A 24,087-nucleotide genomic window follows, 5' to 3' on the forward strand; every position below is an offset into this window, starting at 1 on the left:
CTGCGACCGCATGATAGGCGAGGATGCTGCATGATGAGGAAAATTGGGGCCGATCAGGCTGCGCGCATCCGGCGGCGGCCGCTGCGACACATGCTCATGTCGCTCGGCGTCGCCGGCTGGCTGCTTGTGGGTGTCACCGGTGCCCACGCCCAGTCGTTCCGCCAGGGCGTCGTCGCGTTCCAGCGCCAGGACTATGTCACAGCCTCCCGCATCTTCATTCCGCTCGCCGAGCGCGGCAATGCGCCGGCGCAAACCTATCTCGGCTTCCTGTTCGAGACCGGCCGCGGCGTGCCGATGAACTACTCGGAAGCCGCCATGTGGTACCGTCGCGCGGCGGAGCAGGGCGACAGCCGCGCCCAATACTCCCTCGGCCTGCTCTATGACCGCGGCCAGGGCGTGCCGCAGGACATCGTCGAGGCCTCCAAATGGCTCAACCTGTCTACGGCCGCCGCGCCGCCGCCGGTGCGTGAATCCCGGGCCCGGATCCGCGATGCCGTCACCACCAAGATGACGCGCGGAGAGATCGCGCAGGCCCGGTTGCGGGCGCTGGAATGGGCGCCGAGCCGCGAGCACTGATCGCGGATATTCCCCCTGGCGCGCGGTGGCCATGGTGGCATTGTGCCAGTGTTTTGCCCGACGTGTCAAATTTTTTTCGTAAGATCCGAACGTGCCCCGCAAGGGCCGCTAGGTCATTGATAAAGCTGTCGCCGTCTACTGTGCATGGGGTTGTTTTCGAACTTTTGTACGGGCCGGCGGCCAATGGCGGTTGTCACACCTTAGCGCGGCCAGCCGCCGAGCCAGTTCACATACCAGGTCTCGCCCAGCCAACCGATCCAGATCGCCGGCGCCAGGAACAGCCCGAACGGCAGGAAGGCGGTCGCGCGCAGCCGCTTCCTTTGCAGCGCGGCGTTGCCGACATAGGCGCCGATCGCGAGCAGCGCCGCAAGCTCGATCACCACAATCACGGTGGCAAGATCGAGCCAGGCACCGCACACCGCCGCAAGCTTGACGTCGCCGAGCCCGAGCCCGTCGCAGCCGCGCCAGTAGCGGTAGACCAGCATCAGCAGCAGCAGCGGCAGCGCGACCGCCATGGCGCGTGCCAGCGGCCAGAGCAATGCCTCGATCCCGATGTCGGGCACGGACGCGCCGGCGCGCAGCAGGGCGAGGGCGAAAGCCGCGCCCGTCAGCTCGTTCGGAATGAGGTAGTGGCGGGCATCGTTCGCCGCGATCGCCAGCATCAGCGCGGCCAGGAAGGCGCCGTAGAGGCCTTCCGCGCCCGGCACGGTGACGAGGCTCGCGAACACGCCCAGCAGCAGAGCGATGGCGAGTGCGAGCGAAGGGCCCATCTCGTCGTCCGCCACCTGATCCGTCACGGTTGTGGTCTGGGCATGATCTCCGTGCAAACGCGTTCCGCGTTTGTCGCGAGGGAAAGCCGCGGCGCGCTTGCCCGGATCATGCGCTAGCGTGCCGCCTTGGGCGGGTTCACGGTGACCACGGGATTGCTGGTCCCGACCAGGCGACTGTTCATCTTGGTGCGCATCTCCTCGGCGATGACATGCGCATCGACGCCGTCCTTGATCACGGTCGGCCGGATGAACAGGATCAGCTCGGTGCGGGCTCGCATGTTGGTCTGATGCGAGAAGGCATCGCCCATGCCGGGAATCGAATCGAGGATCGGAATGCCCTGGCGCTGCCTGTTCTCGGTCTCGCTGATCAGGCCGGCCAGCAGCACGGTCTGCCCGCTCGTCACCGCGATCGAGCTCTTGACCCGGCGTTGCGAGATCGTCGGCGTCAGCGAGTTGGCACTGCCGGCAGCGACGCTCGAGATCTCCTGCTCGATGTCGAGCACGACGTTGCCGTTGGCATTGGCGCGCGGCAGCACGCGCAGGATGATGCCGGTGTTCTTGTAGTCGATGGTGTTGACCACGGTGTTGTTGGCGGTCAGCACCGTCGCGGTGCCGGTCGAGAACGGCACCTGGTCGCCGACCTGCAAAGTCGCAGCCTGGTTGTCGAGCACCACCAGCGAGGGATTCGACAGCACCTTGACGTCGGTGACGTTATGCAGCGCATCGAGCACGACGCGCGGCGAGTTTTCCGACCCGATCAGGAAATTGAAGCCAGGCAAAGCGCGCCCGAGCAGGGCGCCGGCGGCGGCGTTGACCGCGTTGCTCGCCGGCTCTGTGTTGCTGCCGATCGTGGCGCTGTTGCTGATGCCCGAGATGGTGTTGGAGATCGAGCCCTTCTGGCTCGCCAGGAAGAACTGCACGCCGTAGTTCAGCTGATTGTTCAGCGTCACCTCGGCGATGGTCGCCTCGATCGCGATCTGGCGCTGCGGTCGATCGATTTGGCGGATGGTCTGCTCGACGATGCGCTGGGCGTCCTGGTTGGCGTAGACGAGCACGGCGTTGTTGGTGACGTCGGCGGTGATCCGCACGTTCTGGAGGATGCTGTTGGCGCCGGGCTTCGCACCGCCGCCGCCCGACAGTCCGCCGCCGAGGCCGGTGTCCTGCGCCGGCGTCACCGAGGCGGCCGGAGCGGGACGGGCGCTGAACGCCGAGCCGGCGGGGCCGCTGACCGGCGTGGTGGCGCCGGCAGCGGCGGTCGGCAATGCGCTCAGTGAGGCGACGGGGTTGGTTGAGGACGACGTCGTCGTCGACATGCCCGAGCCGGGCGAGATCTGGCTCGAGGCGCTGTCGAGCGTCGAGCTGCTCGCTGAGCCCTGGTTGAGCAGCATGTCGTTCAGCATCGCCACGATCACCTTGGAATTGCCGTAGCGCAGCGGATAGGATTTCAGGTTCACCCCGTCGGTGTCGGAGCGGTCGAGCCGCGCGATCCATGTCTGCGCGCGCTTCAGATATTCCGGCTTCTGGCTCACCACGAGGATCGCATTGAGCCGTGCGATCGCCTGCAGCTTGATTACGTTCTGGCTCATTCCGCCTTCGCCGGAATCCATGATCTTCTCGATCTCGCTGATGACGGGCTCCGGCGCGGAATTGTGCACCGGGAAGATGCCGACGGATTGTCCGCGCATCCAGTCGGCATCGAAGGAGAGAATGGTGTCGACGGCTGTCGCCCGGTCGGAGCCGCTGCCGCTGACGATCAGGGTGTTGCGGGCGTTGTCGGGACGCATGGTCGAGGCCTTGACGCCGAAGGCGTCGAGCAGCTTGAAGATGTTCTGGGCCGAGACATAGCGCAGCGGCACCACCGAGATGCCCTGGCCTGCCGCGACGTTGGCGCGGTCGACGCCGCCGGGGCCTGCCTCCGGCGCCGGCAGCAGCCGATAGCCGGTGCGGTCGCGCACCATTGCTACGCCGGACATGCGCAGCGCGTTCTCCAGCACGTAGAGCGCATCCGCCTTGGGCACGGGGCGCACCGAGGCCAGCGTCACGGTCCCCTGCACGCGCGGGTCGATCGTATAGCCGACGTTCAAGACGTCACCGAGGATGACCTTTGCGACAGTCGCCACCGGCGCGTTCTCGAAGTTGAGATCGTAGCCGCTGCCGCCGCCATCATCGCGCTCGGCCACAGCACTGCCCTGCGGCGTTGCATCATCGCCGAGATAGATCGCGGGCTTGGACGATTTCGGCTGGCCGATGCCGCTTGCGCCGGCGTCGGCGGGTTGCCGCGGCTGCAGGTCGAGCGAGCGGATCTTGTCGGCAATGTCCTGGGCGCGCGGATCTTTTGGATCGGCTTCGATGGATTGGTCGGCGGTGACGATGCAGGCGCCGAGCAGGAAAGCAGACGACAAGAGCATGAGCGCTCCAGGCAACGCTGTGCGGAGGCGCAAAAGCGGCTGGAGTAGTTTGAATGAAATATGACGAGTGCCGCTTCGAGTGGCCGAAAAATGTGTCTGATCCGTCATGGATCGTATGCGCCGAAATTTGCGTCGCTGCCATTTCTTGCTAGTAAACCTATCGTGGACTCCATGGTCGTGAGCAGGCCAGATGGACGTGTTGCCAAGAAGCGCGGTGCGGTGAAGGACATGCAAGACGTCGCGGTCGACACCTTCAAACAGCATCTTCTTGCAAAGCACGCGTTACCGTCACGTACGCTTGCGCACCCTGTTGGTCCGACAGATGCCCGATCCGGTCGGTCGCTTCGCGAGCTGTGGGAGAGAATGGAGCTTTCGTCAGCTGAATTTGCGGACGAGGTCTCGGAATATTTTCGGCTGCCGCGGCTGGGTCTTCCGCAGTTACTGTCAATCACGCCTTGCCTCGACGGCTTCTCACATAGATTCCTGCGGGAATCGACCATATTTCCATTCCGCTCTTCGAGCGGAACTTATGGAATAGCGATTGCCGATCCTTTGGATGCCGCCGCCATCCGCGCCGCCGAGATTGTCTTCGGCACGCGGGTCGACATTGTCGTCGCGTCGTATGAAGATATTACGACAGCTCTCGACCAAAGGACCGGCGCAGCCGAAACAAGTGCGGACGAAGGCGTTCGGCTGCAGCAGCAGTCCGATAATGACATCGAGAGCCTGCGCGATCTCGCCAGCGGCGCACCTGTGGTGCGCGCGCTCAACGATCTCCTGGAGCGCGCGGTGGACTTGCGCGCCAGCGACATCCATGTCGAGCCATTCCGCGCCGGGCTCACGGTGCGCATGCGCGTCGACGGCCTGCTGCGCGCGCTGCCGTCGCCGCAAGGCATCCCGCCGCAAGCGCTGATCTCGCGCATCAAGATTCTCGCCAGCCTCAATATCGCCGAACGGCGTCTACCGCAGGACGGCGCCGCGCGCGTTCGCGCCGGACGCAGCGAGATCGACGTTCGCGTCGCCACCATGCCGACGCAGCATGGCGAGAGCGCCGTCATCCGTCTCTTGCCGCGCGACCGCGGCCTCTTAGAGATGAGCAAGCTCGGGCTCGGCGCGCGCGACGAGGGCGCGATGACGCGGATGCTGGCGATGCCGCACGGCATGATCGTCATCACCGGGCCGACCGGCAGCGGCAAGACCACGACGCTTGCGACCATGCTGTCGATCTTGAATGAGCCGACACGCAAGATCCTCACCATCGAGGATCCCGTGGAGTACGAGATCCCGGGCATCAACCAGTCCCAGGTCAAGCCGTCGATCGGGCTGACCTTCGCCTCGGCCATGCGTGCCTTCGTGCGCCAGGACCCCGACGTGATCATGGTCGGCGAGGTCCGCGACGCCGAGACCGCCCATATCGCCATCCATGCCGCGCTGACCGGCCATCTCGTGCTGACGACGCTGCACACCGAGACGGCGGCCGCGGCCGTGCCGCGCCTGATCGATCTCGGCATCGAGGGGTTCTTGCTTAAGTCCACCTTGCGCGCCGTGGTGGCGCAGCGCCTGGTGCGCATGCTCTGCGACCGCTGCAAGGTGCCGCACACGCTGACCGAGGTCGACCTTGCCAAGGACCCGCGCTTTGCGGTGATCGGTTTCAAGTGCGGCGAGGTCGTGCACGAGGCTGGCGGCTGCGAGCGCTGCGGCGGCACCGGCTATCGCGGCCGCAACGGCGTGTTCGAGATCCTCGAAATGTCCGACGAGGTGCGCGGGCTGATCGGGCCGCAGACTGACTCCCACTCCATCGATTCCGCTGCGATGCGTGGCGGCATGACCACGATGCTGGAAGATGCGGTCGCCAAATGCCGGGCCGGGTTCACAACCGTGCCCGAGGTCTTCCGTGTCACGACGGTGCGCTAGAACCCATGCCGAACTATCGCTACCGCGCGCTCAATGCCGACGGCGAACTGATCTCCGGCGCCATCGCCGCGCCCACGCCGGGCGACGTCGGGCGGCGGATCGAGCGGCTTGGCCTCGTGCTGGTCGACAACGTCACGCCGGAGGAGGGCGGCGCGGCCGCCGGTGTCCTCAGCCTCTTCAACAGGCCGAAGCCGGAAGACGTCACCATCTTCACCCGCGACCTCGCGCTGCTGCTGCGCGCCGGCGCCCGCATCAACGACGGGTTGGAGTTGCTCGCGGCAGATCCCGATTTCGGCCGGCTGCGCCCGGTCGTGGCCGACATCCGTTCGCGGGTCGTCTCGGGCGAGAGCTTTGCCGAGGCGCTGGCGCGACACGAGGTGCTGTTTCCGCCGATGTACATCGCGCTGGTCCGGGTCGGCGAAGCCTCGGGATCCCTGGATCAGGTGCTGGAGGTGCTGGCCGGCGAGCGCGCGCGCGGCGAGGCCCTGCGACGCCGGCTGTCGGATGCGATCCGCTATCCGATATTCGTGCTCGGTGCGGCCGGCTGCGTGCTGCTGTTCTTCCTCAGCTTCGTCTTGCCGCAGTTTGCCAGCGTGCTGCAGGATTTCGGTGCCAAGGTCGATCCGGTAGTCGGCGTCTTCCTCAACATTTCGACTTTCCTGCGCAGCAATTCCGATACGATGCTGGCCGGCCTTGCGGCGATGATCGCGGCCGTATGGCTGTTGCTGCGGCAGCAGCGGGTCCGCCGCGGCATCACCAATGCGATCGTGCGGCTGCCGGCGATCCGCAACGTGATGAGCGCGTACCGCACGGCGCTGTTCTGCCGCAATCTCGGCCTGCTGCTCGGCAGCGGGGTCAATCTCACGACCACGCTGCGCATCCTGATCGACATGATGGCGACCACCGGACCATCCACGGTCTGGAGAGATGCCGCCGATCGCGTTCGCCATGGCTCCAAGCTTTCCGACGCGCTGGCCGAGACCGAGGCGCTGCCGGCGATGGCGATACGCATGCTCCGGCTCGGTGACGAGACCGGGCAACTGCCGATGCTCTCGGGGCGCGTCGCCGAATTCTACGAAACGAAGTTGCAGCGAACGCTCGACCGTGCGGCCGGCATCGCGGGGCCGGCGGCGATCATCGCGATCTCGCTGGTGGTCGGTGGCCTGATCACGTCGGTGATGACGGCGCTGATGTCGGTGAGCCAGATTGTCGGTTAGAGCGGAGAAAGCGCGAGTAACGGGCAGGTAAGGGGAGAGACTTGAAGTGACAAAACACCCATCGTCAGGGCGCAGCCGGCGGCGCGCAGGCCGAGGCGAGGCCGGCTTCACGCTCGTCGAGATGCTGGTCGTCATCACCATCATCGGGATGATCATGGCGCTGGTCGGCCCGCGGGTGCTGAACTATCTCAGCGAGTCCAAGGCGAAGGCGGCGAAGATCCAGATCGAGAGCTTTTCCAGCGCGCTCGATCTCTATTACCTCGATCTCGGCCGCTATCCGACGTCGAACGAGGGCCTCACCGCGCTGACCCGCAGCAACAACCAGTCCGGCTGGAACGGGCCCTATTTGCGCGGCGGCATGGTGCCGAACGATCCTTGGGGCCACGTCTACGTCTATCGCTCGCCGGGCGCGAGCGCGCCTTACGAGATCATCTCGCTCGGATCGGACGGTCAGGAAGGCGGCAGTGGAACGGCAGCCGACATTGTCAGCGGCGCGCGCTGAGGGTCTCTTTGAGGCGCGCGGCTTCGCGCTGATCGAGATCCTGTGCGTGCTTGCCATCATCGGCCTGCTCGCGGCGATCATCCTGCCCGCTGTCCCGCGCACGACGACGCGCGCCAAGCTGGAGAGCTATGCGGTCGAGACCGCGGCTCTGCTGAAAGCCGACCGCAACGCGGCGCTGCGCCGGCAGACCAGGGTGACGACCACGGTGGATGCCGAGGCGCGCGCGATCCGTTCCGGCGTCAACGGGCAAATCATCCGCCTGCCCCGCGACGTGGTCGTCGCGGCGACTCTGGCCTTGCGCTGTGCCGACAGGACGGCGGCGCAGTCGATCGACTTCTTTCCGTCGGGCATGTCGTGCGGCGGCACGATCGCACTGGCGCGGCCCGGCATGGGTTATGAGGTGCGCGTCAACTGGCTGACCGGAGGCGTCGAGATTGTCCCGCAGAAGCTGCTCTGACGGCGCCGCCGGCTTCACTCTGATCGAGGCGCTGGTGGCGCTTGCGATCATCGTGGCCGTGCTCGGCACCATCGGATCGGTCATCGCCACGACGGCGAAGGGCACGCGTTCGATCGACCAGCGCCTGGCGCTTGCCGGCACCGCCGAGCGATTGCTCGCGGATCTGCCTCCGCGGGCCTTGCTCAAGCCGGGACGGCAGAGCGGCGAGTTGGCTGGCAGCCGCTGGCGCGTCGACATTGCGCCGATGAACGTGGCGGGCGATGATCCCGCCGCCAACCGCTTCGTGCCGATGGCCGTCAATCTGCGCCTCCAGCGCGCCGACGGAGCTGCAGTCCATATCACGACGGTGAAGCTGGTGCCGAGGGCCACACAATGAAGCGCCTGCGCCGCGCGCTGGACGACGAGGCGGGCTTCACCCTGCTCGAATCGTTGCTCGCGACACTGCTGATGACGCTCATCCTGGCAGCGTTGGCGACGGTGACGGCGCAATGGCTGCCGAACTGGAACCGCGGCATCGCCCGCGTGCAGCGGGCCGAGCGTCTCGCGACCGGGCTCGACCGCATCGTCGCCGACTTGTCAGTCGCCGAGCAGATGACCGTGAACGGCGATGCCAAGGTGCCGCTGTTCGACGGCGCTGAATTGTCGGTAACCTTTCTGCGCACCGCGGTCGGCCCCAGCACGCGGCCGGGCCTCGAATTCATCCGCTTGATCGAGAAGGCGGACTCGCAGGGGCTGGCGCTGGTGCGCGAGCGCGGGCCGTTCCAGCCGATGCCGACCGACGGGCAGATCCGCTTCGTCGACCAGGTCGTGCTGGTCCGCGCGCCGTTTCGCGTGAGCTTCTCCTATGCCGGGCCGGATGGCCAGTGGCAGCCGACCTGGCGCGGCCAGCCGCAGCTGCCGGATCGCATCCGCATCACCGTGCGCAACAGCGCCACCGGGCAGGTGCTTGCGGTCTCGGCCGCGGTGATCCCGCGCATCACCGCGCCCGCCGAATGTGCGCGCGCCAAGAATCCTGCGACCTGCGTCGCGGCGCGCGGCGGGCCGCAACAGGCGCAGAAAGAGGAGCAGCAATTGTGAGCCGCCCGGCGCAGAATTGCGGAGAGCTGCGCGACTCCCGCGGCTTCATCGTCGTCGCGGTGCTCTGGATGCTGGCGGCGCTGGCGACGTTCGCGCTGATCTATCTGACCTATGTCACCAACACGGCCGCCACCGTCACCATCAACGTCGACCGGTTGCAGACCGATGCGCTGATCAATGCCGGGCTCGAGCTCACGGCCTACCGGCTCTCGGCGCAGAACGAAGCCGTGCGTCCAATCAGCGGCACCTTCAACGCTCGGGTCGGCGCCGGCCGGGTGAGCGTGACGTTCCGCTCGGAGGCCGCACGCGTCGATCTCAACATGGCGCCAAAGCCGATGCTGGCGGGCCTGATGACGGCGCTCGGCGTCTCCGCGAGCGACGCGCCGGTCTATGCCGACCGGATCCTCGCCTGGCGCACCTCGACGGAGGCCGGCCAGGACAATCCGGAGGATTCCTACTACCGCACGCTCGGCGCGCCCTATCTGCCGCGTCATGCGCCGTTCCCGCACAGTGACGAGCTCTGGCTCGTTCGCGGCATTCCGGCGGCCGTCATCGAGCGTGTGTTGCCCTTCGTCACCGTGTTCAGCAACATGCGCACGGTGAATCTGCTCGACGCCGCGCCTCAAGTGCTGGCGGCGCTGCCGGGCATGACGCCTGAGACGCTGCAACAGGTGCTGCGCGACCGCGCCGACCCCAAGCTCGATCCGCGCTCCCTGGTCAGCCTCGCCGGCAGCGCCAATGCAACGACTGACGGCTCGCGGGCCTACCGGCTGACCGTCGTGGCCGAGGCGCCGTCGCATCGGCGCAACTCGGCCGAGATCGTCATCCTTCTTCTCGAAGGCGGCGATGAGCCGTATCGTGTATTGTCGTGGCACAACGCCTATGACGGCTCTGCCGGAAAGCCTCTGTGAGATGAGTTCGCTCGATTCCCTTCGCGCCATTCTCGATGCCTGGACCGGCACAGTGGCTGCTACGGCGGTTGCCGGCCTCGAGCGGATGGTATCGCCGCGTGTGGTGCGGCTGGTCGAGACCGAGACCGGCGCTTTCGCGCTGGAGACGGCGAAACCGGAGAACGGTTCGAAGGAGATCGCGTTCGAGGACGGCAAGTTCGCAAGCCCCAACCTGGCGCAGATCGTCCACGGCAGGCGCGTCGAGATCGTGCTGCGGCCGGCGCGCTTCCTGTTTCGTCCGCTGGAGCTGCCCGCACGCGCGGCCGATTTCCTCGAGGGCATCGTGCGGGCGCAGATCGACCGGCTGACGCCGTGGAGCGCGGGGGATGCCGTGTTCGGTTGCAGCACCCCGGTGGCGCATCGCAGCGAGAGCATCATCACCGAGATTGCGGCGGCTCCGCGCAAGCTGGCGATAAGCTATGTCGAGGCGGTCGCGCCCTTCCATCCGGCCGCGATCGCGGTCGCGACGCAGACGGCCGAGGGCGGACGCATCAAGGTGTTCGAGCAGCGATCGCGCGGCGCGGTCGACCCGGCCCGGCTGAGCCGGACGCTGCAACTGGTGCTGGCCTTCGCCGCCGCCGCCGCGGTGATCGGATCGGTGGCCGCAGGTTATCTCGCCGACAGTCTCAGCGCGCAGGAAAGCGAGCTCGAACGGCAGATCACGCAGCGCCGCGCTGCGCTGCGCGGCGCCGACAGCGGCGAGCGCTCGCCGCTCGCGCAGCTGGAACGTCGCAAATACGAGACGCCTGCGAGCGTGATCGTGCTGGAAACGCTCAGTCGGATATTACCTGATCATACCTATGTCACCGAGCTGCATCTGGCCGGCAACAAGCTCCAGATCGGCGGCATCACCCGCGATGCGCCCTCGCTGATCCCGCTGATCGAGCAGTCCCAGCATTTCACCCGCGCGACCTTCTACGCCCCGACGACGCGCAGCTCGTCCGATCCCGGCGAGCGCTTCCACATCGAGGCGCAGATCGAGCCGAGGAACTTGCCATGAGCAGCGCCAAGGTCGCCGGCGGAAATGCGCTCACGCGGGCGCTCGCAAGCTCGCCCCTGATCGCGGTCACGCTCTATGTTGCGGTGGCCGGCGGGCTGCTGCTGATGGCGGGACTGTCGATCGCCGACGTCATCGCCCACCGCCAGGCGCTGGCGCAGACCTCCGACCTGCTCGACCAGCTGCGCGGCCGCAAGGGCGGCGCCAAGAATGCCGCGGCAGCCTTGGCCGAGCATCCGGGCACGCCGTTCCTGGAAGGGCCGACGGTGACGGTCGCGGGTGCCAACCTGTTGCAGCGGGTTGCAGCCGCAGTCGGCAATGTCGGTGGCTCGGTGCAGTCCTCGCAGGTCGACGTCACAGGCGCCCAGGTGAGGGATGGTTTCGTCGGTCTCGTCGTGAGCTGCGAGCTGGACCAGCCGGCGCTTCAGAAGGTGCTCTACGATCTCGAAGCCGGCATGCCGTTCCTCTACGTCGATCAGCTCGACGTCCAGGTGCCGCAAACCACTGCGCTGAACGAGGCCGGCACCGGCCGCGTCAGGGTGATCCTGGGTGTCTCCGGCCAGTGGCACGCCGGCAAATAGGGGCCTTGGCCGGCCGCCGGCTTCCGGTTCGCGGGTTGATGGCGCGGCGCATCGGAACTAGCTTGCTGGCATGAGCATGCCGCGAGCTTCCAAGGGAATTGCGATGTCCGGGTGGCTGAGATCGACAGGATGGGCTGCGCTGTGCGCGGTGGCCGCATGGGCGGCTCAGGGCATTGCCGAGAGCCCCGCCGCGACCTCCTCGCGCATGGATATCCTCTCCGACGATGCTGCGGGCAGCCCCGCTCAGAGCGTCGAGATCGGCGCGATGCGCCCGATTGCGGGTCCGGCGCAGCCTGTCAGCAAACCGGTCCCCCGCGGCAATCCACTGTGGGCGGTGCCGTTCTCGGCGCTGACGGCGACCCAGGAGCGCCCAATCTTCTCGGCCTTGCGACGGCCGCCGCCGCACGCGGTTGCCGCCTCTCTGGTCGAGGCGGTGCAGGCACCGCCACCGCCCAAGCCGGCCGAGGCGCCACCGCCGCTGCTGCTGGTCGGGGCCGTGGTGGGCGAGGGGGATGCGATCGCGATCCTCGTCAACCGCACCGACCAGTCGATCGTGCGCCTGCGGCAGGGGGATACGCTGGGCGGCTGGTCGCTGACCTCGGTGCAGCCGCGCGAGGTGACGTTCAAGCAGGGCGACCGCAGGGAGATGTACTTACTGCATCGGAAGGTTGAACCCGCAAGTCCACCCGTTGAATAGCGTTCTGCCTGCACGGTGCGTTCCTCTGAGTTCTTTGACCGCATTGCAAAAGTCCATCTCGCCGCCATCTGTTGCGACCGGAGCAAGGCCCAGGTGATTGGTGGCAAAGTAGTTGGGAAGCGGAGCGTCATCGAAAGAAGCTCTGCCATCCCTAGGCGACGCCGCGCCATCCGAACCCACTTGACGGGATAATGCGAGGCATCTCTCGGCAAGCGAAGGAGCGGCGATCCCAATGGGATCGTGAGACGTGCGATCATCGACTGCAGATTGGTGGCGGCCGCGGACCGCTCTTGGAAGATCGATTGCAACCAGACGCTTGCAATCCGTCTCATTCCAAAGTCATAAGCGCTGCGGCGCCGGCCCGGCTTGAACTGGCCGGTATTCGCCCGCACAATGCAATCCGCCAATACTTCGCGAATTGCCAATCCGAACAAGAACATAGGCGAAAACTTGGGGAAGACGCGCGTGGGACATGGAATGAAGGCCGCCATCACGCTGGCGGCCGCGCTTTTCGGCTCGCCGGCCTTTGCCGGCTGGGAACCGACCAAACCGGTGGAGATCGTGGTGGCCGCGGGCGCAGGTGGTGCCTCGGATCAGATGGCGCGGATGATGCAGGCCGCGATCCGGAAGAACAATCTGATGAAGCAGCCGATGGTGGTCTCGCTCAAGGGCGGCGCGTCGGGCGCGGAAGCGCTGATGTACATGAAGTCGAGCGAGGGCGATCCGAACAAGGTGCTGATCGCCTATTCGCTGATTTACATGCTGCCGCTGTCGGCGAAGATTCCGTTCAACTGGCGTGAGCTGACCCCGGTCGCGGTGATTGCGCTCGACCAGTTCGTGCTGTGGGACAACAGCGCAGGCCCCAAGACCGTGAAGGAGTTCATCGAGGCTGCGAAGGCCGCGAGCTCGCCCTTCAAGATGGGCGGCACCGGCTCCAAACGCGAGGACCACGTGCTGACCGTGTTCCTGGAGCAGAAGACGGGCGCCAAGTTCTCCTATCTGCCCTACAAGTCCGGCGGCGAGGCCGCGACCCAGCTCGTCGGCAACCACACCGAAGCCAACGTCAACAATCCATCCGAAAATCTCGAAGTCTGGCGCGCAAGCCAGGTGCGTCCGCTCTGCGTGTTCGACAAGGAGCGCATCTCCTACACCAGCAAGGTGACGGACACGCAGTCCTGGGCCGACATCCCGACCTGCAAGGAGGAGGGCGTCGACGTGCAGTATCTGATGCTGCGCGCGATGTTCCTGCCCGGCAAGGTCACGGCGGAGCAGCAGGCGTTCTATGTCGAGCTGTTCCACAAGGTGACGCAGACCGCCGAGTACAAGGACTACATGGAGAAGCAGGCGTTGAAGCCGATCTTCCTCACCGGCAAGGACATGGTGCAATTCCTCGAAGAGGACGATGCCCAGAACAAGGCACTGATGACGGAAGCCGGTTTCGTCGCGAAATAGCCGTCTCTTCTTCTGCCTCTTCCCGTTCTTACGGGAGAGGGTCGGGGGTGTGGGGCTCTCTCCACGGGTTCAACTCTCACGGTCCTTGCGGAGACTCCCCCTCACCCCAACCCTCTTAACGCGAGCGAAGCTCGTCGTGGTCCCGCAGGCGCGGAGAGGGAGAATTGATCGCACTCCGTCCCTAACAGAGCATGTCCCAAACCGAACTTGAAATCGTGGTCGACGATCCGACCGCCCCTGAAGACGACTCTCCCTCGGTCGTCTCCTCCGGCACGATCGAGATCGTCGTCTGCCTGGTGCTGCTCGCGCTGGCCGTCACGCTCGGCTATGACGATTGGCGCACCGGCGCCTCCTGGGATGCGACCGGGCCCGAGCCCGGCTATTTCCCGTTCTATCTCTCCGTCATCCTCGGCGGCGGCAGCCTCTACGGCCTGGTCATGGCGCTGATTGCCCACCGCAAGACGTCCGAGACCTTCGTGACGCGCGCGCAGGCGCGCCGCGTCATGGCGGTGTTCGTGCCGACGCTTCTGTTCTGCCTGGTGACGCAGTTCCTCGGCCTCTATGTCGCGAGCTTCCTCTTGATCGCCGGCTTCATGCGCCTTGTCGGCAAGATCGCGTTGTGGAAGTCGCTGCTCACCGCTTTCCTGTTCACGGCGATCATGTTCGTCACCTTCGACATCGCCTTCGACGTCATCATGCCGAAAGGGCCGCTCGAAGCGGCCTTCGGCCACTAGGCGGTCCGCGATGGAAGCTCTCGGTCTCCTCCTTCACGGCTTCGCCGTCCTGCTGACGTGGAAGACGCTCGTGCTGATGATGGTCGGGCTCGTGCTCGGCATCTTCGTCGGCGTGCTGCCCGGTCTCGGCGGGCCCAACGGCGTTGCGATCCTGCTGCCGCTGACCTTCACGATGGATCCGACCTCGGCGATCGTGATGCTGTCCTGCATCTACTGGGGCGCGCTGTTCGGCGGCGCGATCACCTCGATCCTGTTCAACATCCCGGGCGAGGCCTGGTCGGTCGCGACCACCTTCGACGGCTATCCGATGGCGCAGCAGGGCAGGGCGGCGCAGGCGCTGACCGCAGCGTTCACGTCCTCCTTCATCGGCTCGCTGGTCGCGGTGCTTCTGATCACCTTCCTCGCGCCGATGATCTCGTCCTTTGCGCTGAGGTTCGGCCCGCCCGAGTTCTTCGCGGTGTATCTGCTCACCTTCTGCTCGTTCGTCGGCCTCGGCCGTGAAGCCAAGCACAAGACGGTCATCTCGATGGCGCTGGGCCTCCTGCTTGCCGGCATCGGCATGGACACCGTGTCGGGCAATCTCCGCATGACCTTCGGCTCGTCCGAGCTGCTCCGCGGCATCAACTTCCTCGTCGCCGTCATCGGCCTGTTCGGCATCAGCGAGATCCTGCTGACGATGGAGGAGCGCCTCGCACTGCGCGGCCACGCCGCGAGCATCTCGCTCCGCGTGGTGCTCGGCGTCTGGAAGGACCTGCCGAAATACTGGGTGACGCTGCTGCGCTCCTCCTTCATCGGCTGCTGGCTCGGGATCACGCCGGGCGGCGCGATCGCGGCGTCCTTCATGGGCTACAACCTGGCAAAACGCTTCGCCAACGAGCCGGAGAGCTTTGGCAGGGGCCGCATCGAGGGCGTGTTCGCGCCGGAGACGGCGGCGCATGCCTCCGGCACCTCGGCACTGCTGCCGATGCTGGCGCTCGGCATTCCCGGGTCTGGCACGGCCGCGATCCTGCTCGGCGGCCTGATGGTGTGGGGACTCAATCCGGGCCCGCTGCTGTTCGTCGAGCACAAGGATTTCGTCTGGGGCCTGATCGCCTCGATGTATCTCGGCAATGTCGTCGGCCTCATGCTGGTGCTGACGACGGTGCCGATCTTCGCCTCGATCCTGCGCGTGCCGTTTGCCGCGGTCGCCCCGATGATCGTGGTGTCCTGCGCGATCGGCGCCTATGCGATCCAGAACGCGATGTTCGACATCTGGCTGATGCTGGGCTTCGGCGTCGTCGGCTATGTCTTCAAGAAGATCAGCGTCCCCTTGGCGCCATTCACGCTGGCGCTGGTGCTCGGCAACCGCGCCGAGGATGCCTTCCGCCTGTCGATGATCGGCTCCGGCGGAAATCTGAAGGTGTTCTGGTCGAACGGGCTGGTCGGATCGATCACGACATTGGCGATCGTGCTGCTGTTTTGGCCGGTCGTCGACCGTTTACTGGACCGTCTCGGCTGGACGCAGCGGCGCAGGCCGACGTCGCGCCAGATCTCTTGAAGAAGACGTTGTGAAATCAGATACATACGGGTTCGGCGGGTGTCTTCGCCGGGATGCCCATGTTGCTATTGCGGCACAGCTCTTGAACAGGTCCTCGCGTATATTCCGATCACGACATCGTGCGGAAGGGGATGAAGCGGATCGTGATTGGAATGGCAGCGGCGATGTCGCTGTTCGCGACGGGCGCACTGGCTGCTGACCTCGCGGCAAAACGCTACGTGAAGGCGCCGCCGATGGTCGAGCCGGTCTGGAGCTGGACCGGATTCTATATTGGCGCCAATGGCGGCTATAGCTGAGGCCGTTCGCGCACCGAAGTCTCTTAATTTCAGCTCGGCCACCGGCGCGCCGATCGTGGCGCCGGCCGGCTCCATCATCAGTGCGGCGTTCGACATGAAGGGCGGCGTAGCGGGCCGCCAGGCCGGCTACAATTGGCAGAGCGCCAATTGGGTGTTCGGTGTCGAGGGCGACTCCAGTGGTCTGGCGAGAAGTGCAGCGCGCTCTACTCGGCGTCGGCGTCGCGCCGGCCGGTGGTGCCCGTCTTCCCGGCCTGACCTTCCTTCTCGCCGGCACGACGCTGACGATCGACCAGAAGCTGCAGTGGTTCGGCACGGTCCGCGGCCGGGTCGGCATCCTGGCGACCCCGAAGGTGCTGTTCTACGGCACCCGCGGCCTTGCCTTCGGCGAAATCAAGACCACGGGCACCATGGGCGGCTTCACGCCCGGCGGCATCGCGGTCGCCTCGATCGGGCTCGACCTCAGAGACCCGCGCCGGCTGGACCGTGGGCGCTGATGTCGAAGGCAAAGTCACCCAGAACTGGAGCGCCTAGCTCGAAGATCTCTACATGGATCTCGGCCGCTTCTCGTCGTTCCGTTCACGCTGGCGCCGGGCTCGGCGATCAGCACCAGCGCGTCCTCGCGCTACACCGACCACATCCTGGGCGCCGGCATCAACTACCAGTTCGGCGGCCCGGTGTCGCCAAGTACTGAGCCAAGTACTGACTAACGCGAAGGCATCAACAGCAAGCAAAGCTCGGCCTCGCGCCGGGCTTTGTCATTGCCAACGATCCGCATTGGCTGAGGTGGTCACACAACCCTGGCGGCCTTGAGCGCGGCGATCTCGTCGGCACTGAGGCCGAACTCGGCGAGCACCTCGTCGGTCTGCTCGCCGAAGTCGGGCGGCCGCGCCACCATGCTGCTCGGCGTGCGCGACAGCGTCACGGGCTGGCCGACCAGCTGGATATGGCGGCCTTCATCGTTGGGCACGTCCTGCGCGATGCCGAGATGCTTGACCTGGGCGTCCTCGAACATCTGGTCGATCGCGTAGATCGGCCCGCAGGGCACCCCGGCCTCGTTGAGCTCCCAGACCCAGGTCTCGGTCGACTTCGTCACCGTGCGCTTCTCGATCTCGGCGTTGAGCGCGTCGCGGTTCTTGGAGCGGGCAGGGGCCGTTGCATAGTCGGGATGGCCATAGAGCTCCGGTGCGCCGATCGCCTGGGCGCAACGTTCCCAGATCCGGCCGCCGGTCGTGGCGATGTTGATGTAACCATCCGAGGTCTTGAACACGCCGGTTGGGATGCTGGTCGGATGGTTGTTGCCGGCCTGCTGGGCTACCTCCTTCTCCATCAGCCAGCGCGCGGCCTGGAAGTCGAGCATGAAGATCTGGGCCTGCAGCAGCGAGGTCTGCACCCATTGGCCCTTGCCGGAGACTTCGCGCTCGAGCAGCGCCGTGAGGATGCCCATGGCGCAGAACAGGCCGGCGGTGAGATCGGCGACGGGAATACCCACCCGCATCGGGCCGCCGCCCGGGGCACCGGTGATCGACATCAGGCCGCCCATACCTTGCGCGATCTGATCGAAGCCCGGCCGCTTGTGATAGGGGCCGTCCTGGCCGAAGCCGGAGATGCTGCCATAGACGATGCGCGGATTGATCGCGGCGAGGCTGTCATAGTCGATGCCGAGCTTCTTCTTCACGTCGGGCCGGAAATTCTCGACGACGACGTCGGCCTTGGCCGCGAGGCACTTGAACAGTGCGAGCCCGCGCGCATGCTTCAGGTTCAGCGTCATGGCCCGCTTGTTGCGGTGCAGGTTCTGGAAGTCGGAACCCCGTCGGGGGCCGCCCGGCTGCTCGCCGCCGGCATCCTCCGTCAGCGCGTCGATCTTGATCACATTGGCGCCCCAGTCCGCGAGCTGCCGCACACACGTCGGGCCGGAGCGGACCCGGGTCAAATCGAGCACGGTGAAGCGCGACAGGGCTTGCGAGGCGTGCGGGACAGGCATGTCGAGGCTCCGGGGAAAGCGAGGGTGAGCAAAGGAGGACAGTCACTCTGATCGGTCAAATCGAGCGCAAATTCAATGCCCCGGGTCGGGCGGGGGGTTCCTGAGCCTGTCGCAAAAATCAGGAGCTTTGCCTGAATGTTAGCGTATTGTTGGCGGTAGTTGGCCGGGTTGAATCGGCGGAGGCTTTGTGGACAAAGAGTTTCTGCCACCCTGCATTGTCGGTTCCATGAAATTGCAAATTAACGCGGGAGGACGAATCCTGACGGCTGAGTCTGATCGGGCCCGCGGCGATGCGGAGCCCCCTCCTGGCCTGGGTTGCGAACAGTCGACTAAGGCTCAATTCGAGATAACACCATGAGAACATCGACCAACGAACTGCTCTCTGACGATCCGTTCTACACAGTCGTCGGCAATAGCATTCAGGGCAGCTACATTCCGGCCACGTCGGATGGCTCGACGGGCGGCGGCTCGACCTCCGGCTCGGTCATGTCGGTCACCTCGGGCGGCATCACCATCAACCTGATCCTCGATGCCGCAGCTCAAGCCGCGCCGGCCAGCTTCAAGAACGGCTTGCAGCAGGCGGTCGCGATCATCGCCGCCAACATCACGGACAAGATCACCGTCAACATCACCATCGACTACACCGGGACCGGCGGCGGCGCTGCGGCAGGTCCGGATTCCGGGTACTACGAGAATTACTCCTGGGTGCGCTCGCAGTTGGTCAACAACGCGACCGCCGACGACACCACGTTCAACAGCGTGCCGACCGGGACCTCGATCCAGGGACAGACCAACGTCGCCGTCTGGAATGCACAGCTTAAGCTGTGGGGCGTGCTCGGCGCCAACGACACCACCACCGACGATGCGAGCGCGAATTTCGCCACCGACATCAAGCCCAACCTGCTGGTCGGCGTTGCGTTGCACGAGCTCACCCATGCCATGGGCCGCGTGCACTATGGATCGGCGCCCGACGTTTTCGACCTGTTCCGATTCACCAGCCCCGGCGTCCGCCTGTTCCAGGGCGGCGCCACCGCGCCTGCAGCGTATTTCTCGCTCGACGGCGGCGCCACCAAGCTCGCGGACTATGGCCAAAACTCGGATCCCAGCGACTTCCTCAACAGTGGCGTGCAGGGGCCCAACGATCCGTTCAACGAATATTACACCAGCACCACCATCCAGGGCCTGACCACGATCGACCTGGAGCAGCTGGACGCGCTCGGCTTCCATCTCGCGGTGAACTCGCCGACGACGATCGAATCCTACGGGTCCACAAGCCTGGTCCAGATCGGGAGCAATTACTATCTGAACTCGGCTGCCGGTGGTTCGGGCCCTGAGCTGATGTATCACGGTTCCGCGGTCGTAACAGGCCAGTTCAGTCCATGGAATTTGATTGGCGCGGAGCAAACCTCGACCGGCTATGAGATCGCCTTCAAGCAGCCCGGCACTAGCTATTTTACGATCTGGAACACTGACAGCTTGGGAAATTACCTGAGCAATCCGACCGGCATCGTGCTTGGCACGAGCTCCACACTTGAAAGTCTCGAGACTAGCTTTCATCAGGATTTAAACGGAGACGGCGTCATTGGACTTCCCACCGCGACGAGCACCGTTATCGAAGCGTTTGGCTCCACAAGCCTGGTCCAGATCGGGAGCAATTACTATCTGAACTCGGCTGCCGGTGGTTCGGGCCCTGAGCTGATGTATCACGGTTCGGCGGTCGTAACAGGCCAGTTCAGTCCATGGAGTTTGATTGGCGCGGAGCAAACCTCGACCGGATATGAGATCGCCTTCAAGCAGCCCGGCACTAGCTATTTTACGATCTGGAACACCGACAGCTTGGGAAATTACCTGAGCAATCCGACCGGCATCGTGCTTGCCACGAGCTCCACACTTGAAAGTCTCGAGACTAGCTTTCATCAGGATTTAAACGGAGACGGCGTCATTGGACTTCCCACCGCGACGAGCACCGTTATCGAAGCGTTTGGCTCCACAAGCCTGGTCCAGATCGGGAGCAATTACTATCTGAACTCGTCTGCCGGTGGTTCGGGCCCTGAGCTGATGTATCGCGGTTCGGCGGTCATAACAGGCCAGTTTAGCCCTTGGAGTTTGATTGGTGCGGAGCAAACTTCGACCGGGTATGAGATTGCCTTCAAGCAGCCCGGCACTAGCTATTTTACCATCTGGAACACCGACAGTTTGGGAAATTACCTGAGCAATCCGACCGGCATCGTGCTTGGCACGAGCTCCACACTTGAAAGTCTCGAGACTAGCTTTCATCAGGATTTAAACGGAGACGGCGTCATTGGGCTTCCCACAGCAACGGGCACCGTCATCGAAGCGTTTGGCTCCGCGAGCCTGGTCCAGGTTGGAAACAACTACTACCTGAATCCGACGGCTGGCGGTTCGGGTCCCGAGCTAATGTACCAAGGGTCGGCGGTTGCCTCGGGCCAGTTTAGCCCTTGGAGTTTGATTGGTGCGGAGCAAACTTCGACCGGGTATGAGATCGCCTTCGAGCAGCCCGGCACTAACTATTTCACGATCTGGAACACGGATAGCGCCGGCAATTACCTTGGCAATCCAACGGGCATTGTTCTGGGCACTAGTTCGGCTCTTGAAAATTTCGAGCCGAGCTTTCATCAGGATCTGAATGGGGATGGCGTCATCGGAGCTCCGGCTGGTACGGCGCCCGCGGTTCTTGCATCATCTCACAATTTCAACTTCGGTAGCTTAGCGTCCGCTGTAGTGGATGGGAGAGATGGAGCGAATCTGATCGACGTCGCACAAGCGTTGGCTGGTGGCGCGCGACACGATGCACTCCCGCTCTCAATCAGCCCTGCGCAAGGCGAACACGTGATCGGTGATCTATTTGGCATCCATGTCGCGGATTGGCACTGGGGTGATTTCATCATCCGATAAACTTCGGACGCGCGTATGGCAAATTGTGCCAAGCGGGGCGGCGACTCTCACTGTGATACCGATAATAACCTTTTGTACGTACGAGAACAGTCTCCCAAAAAGCCGTTGATGGATTTACGCTTGAAGTGCAACGGTTGATTTGAGTTCGAGAATGCCTCGGCGGGGGTTTTGAAGTCCAGACATTTGCGCGGGGTATTGTTGAGGCGGTGAGCGTGTCGCCTGAGATCGGCGGCCGTGAGGAGATTGAGATCTGTCTTGCGAGGCAGCCAGCGTCGCAAGCGGCCGATCGAGTTCTCCACGCCGCCTTTTTGCCACGGGCTGTGAGGATCACAGAAGAAGGTCAGGACCCGAGCGTAGTGTGAAGCCGATGGTTTTCGGCGAACGCATTGCCATTGTCGAAGCTGATGGTTTGGCGCTCGCCGGTGGCAGTTTCCCGAGCTGGTGGGCGATGGCTTGAGTCGTGGGAATAGCTTTTCGATCCGCGTAGCCGTGAACCAGATTTTGAAGCGGCTCTGTCGTTCGTGGAGAACTATTAGACTATTAGACCCTGGCCGGATCGGGAGAACATCATGAAATCGGCTTCCCAATGTCCCGGTGCCTGGCGGCTTTCGACCTCGATGGGCCGTTCTGCGATCGAGCGCCGCTGTCTGATGAGGCTTGCGGAGCTGCCGCCCCGTCGCCGGCGCCCACGCATCTTCTTGTGACGTGGCAGCCGACGGTGCCAGTAATTCTTCTGGGCCGTCCGATGATAGATGAAACGATAGATTGCTCATGGCTGACAATGACGCGACCATGCTCCCGCGCCAGTCGGCCGGCGATCTGCTCCGGCGAATGTCCCATCGCAAGGCTCTTGCGGACGTTTCTTCGCAGTCTGGCTGGCGCGGCAGCTTGAAGCGGCAATCCCACCGCCTCCGTCGTTCAGCTAGTTGCTGGGCGCGGACCGGCTGGTAGCCGCTGTCCGCCTGGAATTGCGCGCAAGTTCCCGATTGATCGTGGAAGGCGACCTGCCTAGGGCGGCCGCAATTTGGTTTTGAGATATCCCGCCTGCATGTAGGCGGTATATCTCAACGTGCTCCTCAGGCTGAGCTGGCCATAACGTCGTCCCATCCGCGAGTTCGCGGGCCACGCGCCGCCCCGAGATCGACGTGTCCGGAATGGCGCCCAGGCATTCCTTGGTGACGTCCTCGACGATGTTGAGGATGCGGAAGCGTCGACCATTGGCGAACTGGTCGTGGACGAAGTCCAGCGAGCAGCGGGCATTGGGCTTGGCCTCGACTAGGATCGGGGCCCGGCCCCGACGGCCTTGCGGCGAGTCCGCCGCTTGCGGACGGTGAGCCCTTCCTCGCAATAAAGCCGGTAGATCCGGTTGATCCCCGATGGCTCGCCCTCCCGCCGCAGCAGGACGAACAGGCGGCGATAGCCGAAACGCCGCCGCTCGTTGGCGAGATCGCGCAATCGGCCAGGCAGAACTGCGTCCGGCGGACGACTGGAGCGATAGCGGATCATCTTCCGATCCGCACCCACGATCGTAAGCTTCCGGTGATGCTTTCAATTACCCACAAATTCTACTCCGACCATCGCGCCCAGGGCGATGTCAGTGAGGCGTGACAGCCCGCGCCACATGACGGTATTGCCGGGCGGCGGATTGCTGGCGCGGGCGAGATAACCGCCGTTACTATCTCTGACTTCGATGCGATGGAGCCCTTTGACGGCGATCTCGTCCATTTCCTCGGCGATAGTGTGATCCCCATCTCCAGCCAAGCGGTCAACGCAGGTCCTGATCAGGAAATGAGTTCCGATCTCGTGTGCTGCGCAGAAGAGCTCGTAGATGTCACTCTCTCGATCACCGATATGGATGCATCGTCCCGGATGATCCAAAGAGTTGCGTAGACTGCTTGAGATTTTCCAACCACCGGACGCTTTCCTTTTTCTCGATGGGAATCCGGGTCGGATTGATCTTCTTTTTAAGCGCTGCCGTTCCCTTGAATTTCTTCCGGGTCCAGAACTTAACGGCCGCCAACCCCAGCGGCACCCCTTCAATTGTAACCGCGAGACTCGAATGCATCAGGATGCCGCAAACCGTGCGATCTGAGGCGGCCCGCCTTATCCCGTCCACTGTTCATGCTCTTGGTGATGCCGATCGCTTCTGACTTCTCGCGTTGATAGCTGAACTCGGTTGTCTCGTGCAGCATAAGAACGAGACCATCAGCGGTGGCGGCACGATCACGTGTTGATTGGAAGTGGCCGGCCAGAATGTCCGCTTCGCTGACCCGCTCATTAGAGAAGAAGCGATAGGCTGCCTTGGTATTTGCCCAATCCTGGCAGACGAGCGGAATGCTTTGTCCCATGGCGCTTCCAATCTGCGTGAGCAGTTTGCGGAATCTGCCGCCGAGCCGCGCGTCCCTAAACTCGCATCCACTACTCTCTCGATCAATCCAACATTCACCTTCCAAGGATCGCAAACGGCCTTTTGCGGATCGATCCCTTAGTCTCAGCCCCATAGAGCACCCCCTCGCGGAATCAGGTGCTCAGCAAGGAATCACAAGTGATTCAGTGATTCTTTCGACTCAAGGTTTCACCGATCAGCGGATCCGTCCGAGTGGTCAAAGTTATGGGTAATTGAAAGCCTCACCGGACGGTTACCCACGATCGAGCAGGCCCCGCCGTTCCGACCGGCTCATGACGGCCTGCAGATGCGCGACCGCAGCGCGTTTGGCGGCGGGCCCTACCATTTTTTTGAAAGGAGCTCGCGAAGTGCGGCTGCATCGAGCATCTGCTCGGCCAGAAGCTTCTTCAGCTTCCCGTTCTCCTCCTCCAGGGCCCTCAACCGCTTCGCCTCGGAAACGTCCATGCCGCCGAATTTGGCCTTCCAATTGTAGATCGTCGCCTCGGAGACCCCGTGCTTGCGAGCCAAATCGGCCGTCTCCGCCCCGGCCTCATGCTCCTTCAGCACCGCAATAATCTGCTCTTCCGTGAACCGTGCTCGCTTCATCTGTCCGTCCTTCTTCGGGCCGGACTCTATCTC

At 64.3% G+C, this 24,087-nt stretch carries 22 protein-coding genes and 3 pseudogenes; 17 read left to right on the forward strand and 8 right to left on the reverse strand.

The features are described 5' to 3' along the window. Window positions 1–30 precede the first annotated feature (30 nt). A complete protein-coding gene (locus ACVWY3_RS03470; protein WP_456837195.1) occupies window positions 31–576 on the forward strand; it encodes a tetratricopeptide repeat protein in 546 nt (181 codons plus the stop codon). A 200-nt stretch (window positions 577–776) separates the two neighbouring features. Here ACVWY3_RS03470 and ACVWY3_RS03475 read toward each other — a convergent pair whose 3' ends face one another. After that, window positions 777–1,373: a prepilin peptidase gene (locus ACVWY3_RS03475; protein WP_456837196.1), complete on the reverse strand. Its 597-nt coding sequence runs from the start codon at window positions 1,371–1,373 to the stop codon at window positions 777–779. An 86-nt stretch (window positions 1,374–1,459) separates the two neighbouring features. After that, on the reverse strand, window positions 1,460–3,754 hold the full coding sequence (gene gspD, locus ACVWY3_RS03480) for a type II secretion system secretin GspD (protein ID WP_456837197.1): 2,295 nt from the start codon (window positions 3,752–3,754) through the stop codon (window positions 1,460–1,462). 228 nt (window positions 3,755–3,982) lie between these two features. Here gspD and ACVWY3_RS03485 point away from each other — a divergent pair, with 228 nt between their 5' ends. The 15 genes from ACVWY3_RS03485 (at window position 3,983) to ACVWY3_RS03555 (ending at window position 16,659) form a co-directional block, all read left to right on the forward strand. Next, window positions 3,983–5,668 (forward strand): GspE/PulE family protein, encoded by a 1,686-nt coding sequence (locus ACVWY3_RS03485; RefSeq protein WP_456843283.1) that lies wholly within the window; start codon window positions 3,983–3,985, stop codon window positions 5,666–5,668. A gap of 5 nt (window positions 5,669–5,673) precedes the next feature. Further along, window positions 5,674–6,885 carry a type II secretion system F family protein gene (locus ACVWY3_RS03490; RefSeq protein WP_456837198.1) on the forward strand — a complete coding sequence of 404 codons (1,212 nt, stop codon included), beginning with the start codon at window positions 5,674–5,676 and terminating at the stop codon, window positions 6,883–6,885. A gap of 46 nt (window positions 6,886–6,931) precedes the next feature. Next, window positions 6,932–7,387, forward strand: coding sequence for a type II secretion system major pseudopilin GspG (gene gspG / locus ACVWY3_RS03495; RefSeq protein WP_456837199.1), 456 nt, complete (start codon window positions 6,932–6,934; stop codon window positions 7,385–7,387). Beyond that, complete coding sequence (locus tag ACVWY3_RS03500; protein WP_456837200.1) at window positions 7,350–7,844, forward strand: pilus assembly FimT family protein; 495 nt, start codon at window positions 7,350–7,352, stop codon at window positions 7,842–7,844. The genes gspG and ACVWY3_RS03500 overlap by 38 nt, the downstream gene beginning before the upstream one ends. Next, window positions 7,822–8,220, forward strand: a complete 399-nt coding sequence (locus ACVWY3_RS03505) for a type IV pilus modification PilV family protein (RefSeq protein ID WP_456837201.1) — start codon at window positions 7,822–7,824, stop codon at window positions 8,218–8,220. Before ACVWY3_RS03500 ends, ACVWY3_RS03505 begins: the two co-directional genes overlap by 23 nt. Beyond that, complete coding sequence (locus tag ACVWY3_RS03510) at window positions 8,217–8,921, forward strand: hypothetical protein (RefSeq protein ID WP_456837202.1); 705 nt, start codon at window positions 8,217–8,219, stop codon at window positions 8,919–8,921. The genes ACVWY3_RS03505 and ACVWY3_RS03510 overlap by 4 nt, the downstream gene beginning before the upstream one ends. After that, window positions 8,918–9,832 carry a general secretion pathway protein GspK gene (locus ACVWY3_RS03515; RefSeq protein WP_456837203.1) on the forward strand — a complete coding sequence of 305 codons (915 nt, stop codon included), beginning with the start codon at window positions 8,918–8,920 and terminating at the stop codon, window positions 9,830–9,832. Before ACVWY3_RS03510 ends, ACVWY3_RS03515 begins: the two co-directional genes overlap by 4 nt. A 1-nt stretch (window position 9,833) precedes the next feature. Then, a complete protein-coding gene (locus ACVWY3_RS03520; RefSeq protein WP_456837204.1) occupies window positions 9,834–10,871 on the forward strand; it encodes a PilN domain-containing protein in 1,038 nt (345 codons plus the stop codon). Next, complete coding sequence (gene gspM, locus ACVWY3_RS03525; protein ID WP_456837205.1) at window positions 10,868–11,449, forward strand: type II secretion system protein GspM; 582 nt, start codon at window positions 10,868–10,870, stop codon at window positions 11,447–11,449. Before ACVWY3_RS03520 ends, gspM begins: the two co-directional genes overlap by 4 nt. 103 nt (window positions 11,450–11,552) lie before the next feature. Continuing rightward, window positions 11,553–12,146, forward strand: coding sequence for a hypothetical protein (locus ACVWY3_RS03530; RefSeq protein WP_456837206.1), 594 nt, complete (start codon window positions 11,553–11,555; stop codon window positions 12,144–12,146). 477 nt (window positions 12,147–12,623) lie between these two features. Beyond that, entirely contained in the window at window positions 12,624–13,598 is a 975-nt protein-coding gene (locus ACVWY3_RS03535) for a Bug family tripartite tricarboxylate transporter substrate binding protein (protein WP_456837207.1), read from the forward strand. A 191-nt stretch (window positions 13,599–13,789) separates the two neighbouring features. After that, the gene (locus ACVWY3_RS03540) at window positions 13,790–14,332 is read left to right on the forward strand and encodes a tripartite tricarboxylate transporter TctB family protein (protein ID WP_456837208.1); all 543 of its coding nucleotides are present in this window, start codon (window positions 13,790–13,792) and stop codon (window positions 14,330–14,332) included. 10 nt (window positions 14,333–14,342) lie between these two features. After that, a complete protein-coding gene (locus tag ACVWY3_RS03545) occupies window positions 14,343–15,869 on the forward strand; it encodes a tripartite tricarboxylate transporter permease (RefSeq protein ID WP_456837209.1) in 1,527 nt (508 codons plus the stop codon). Between the two features lie 131 nt (window positions 15,870–16,000). Then, the gene (locus ACVWY3_RS03550) at window positions 16,001–16,165 is read left to right on the forward strand and encodes a hypothetical protein (RefSeq protein WP_456837210.1); all 165 of its coding nucleotides are present in this window, start codon (window positions 16,001–16,003) and stop codon (window positions 16,163–16,165) included. Window positions 16,166–16,341: 176 nt separating this feature from the next. Next, a complete protein-coding gene (locus ACVWY3_RS03555; RefSeq protein ID WP_456837211.1) occupies window positions 16,342–16,659 on the forward strand; it encodes a hypothetical protein in 318 nt (105 codons plus the stop codon). Between the two features lie 293 nt (window positions 16,660–16,952). On the opposite strand, the gene ACVWY3_RS03560 is transcribed toward ACVWY3_RS03555, so the two are convergent. Beyond that, entirely contained in the window at window positions 16,953–18,146 is a 1,194-nt protein-coding gene (locus ACVWY3_RS03560; RefSeq protein WP_456837212.1) for a CaiB/BaiF CoA transferase family protein, read from the reverse strand. 354 nt (window positions 18,147–18,500) lie between these two features. On the opposite strand from ACVWY3_RS03560, the gene ACVWY3_RS03565 reads away from it, so the two are divergent. Beyond that, the gene (locus tag ACVWY3_RS03565) at window positions 18,501–21,062 is read left to right on the forward strand and encodes an NF038122 family metalloprotease (protein ID WP_456837213.1); all 2,562 of its coding nucleotides are present in this window, start codon (window positions 18,501–18,503) and stop codon (window positions 21,060–21,062) included. A 114-nt stretch (window positions 21,063–21,176) separates the two neighbouring features. Here the strand turns inward: ACVWY3_RS03565 and ACVWY3_RS03570 are convergent. From ACVWY3_RS03570 to ACVWY3_RS03590, 5 genes and pseudogenes are all read right to left on the reverse strand, one after another. Next, a pseudogene (locus ACVWY3_RS03570) lies at window positions 21,177–22,169 on the reverse strand (IS30 family transposase). Window positions 22,170–22,173: 4 nt separating this feature from the next. Further along, window positions 22,174–22,589 (reverse strand): annotated as a pseudogene (locus tag ACVWY3_RS03575) (IS3 family transposase); the annotation flags it as partial. A 21-nt stretch (window positions 22,590–22,610) separates the two neighbouring features. Next, window positions 22,611–22,787: a hypothetical protein gene (locus ACVWY3_RS03580; protein ID WP_456837214.1), complete on the reverse strand. Its 177-nt coding sequence runs from the start codon at window positions 22,785–22,787 to the stop codon at window positions 22,611–22,613. Window positions 22,788–23,098: 311 nt separating this feature from the next. Beyond that, window positions 23,099–23,563, reverse strand: coding sequence for an IS4/Tn5 family transposase DNA-binding protein (locus ACVWY3_RS03585; RefSeq protein ID WP_456837215.1), 465 nt, complete (start codon window positions 23,561–23,563; stop codon window positions 23,099–23,101). Between the two features lie 159 nt (window positions 23,564–23,722). Continuing rightward, a pseudogene (locus ACVWY3_RS03590) lies at window positions 23,723–24,054 on the reverse strand (transposase); the annotation flags it as partial. Window positions 24,055–24,087: the final 33 nt, after the last annotated feature.

The organism is Bradyrhizobium sp. USDA 4486, assembly GCF_054057995.1.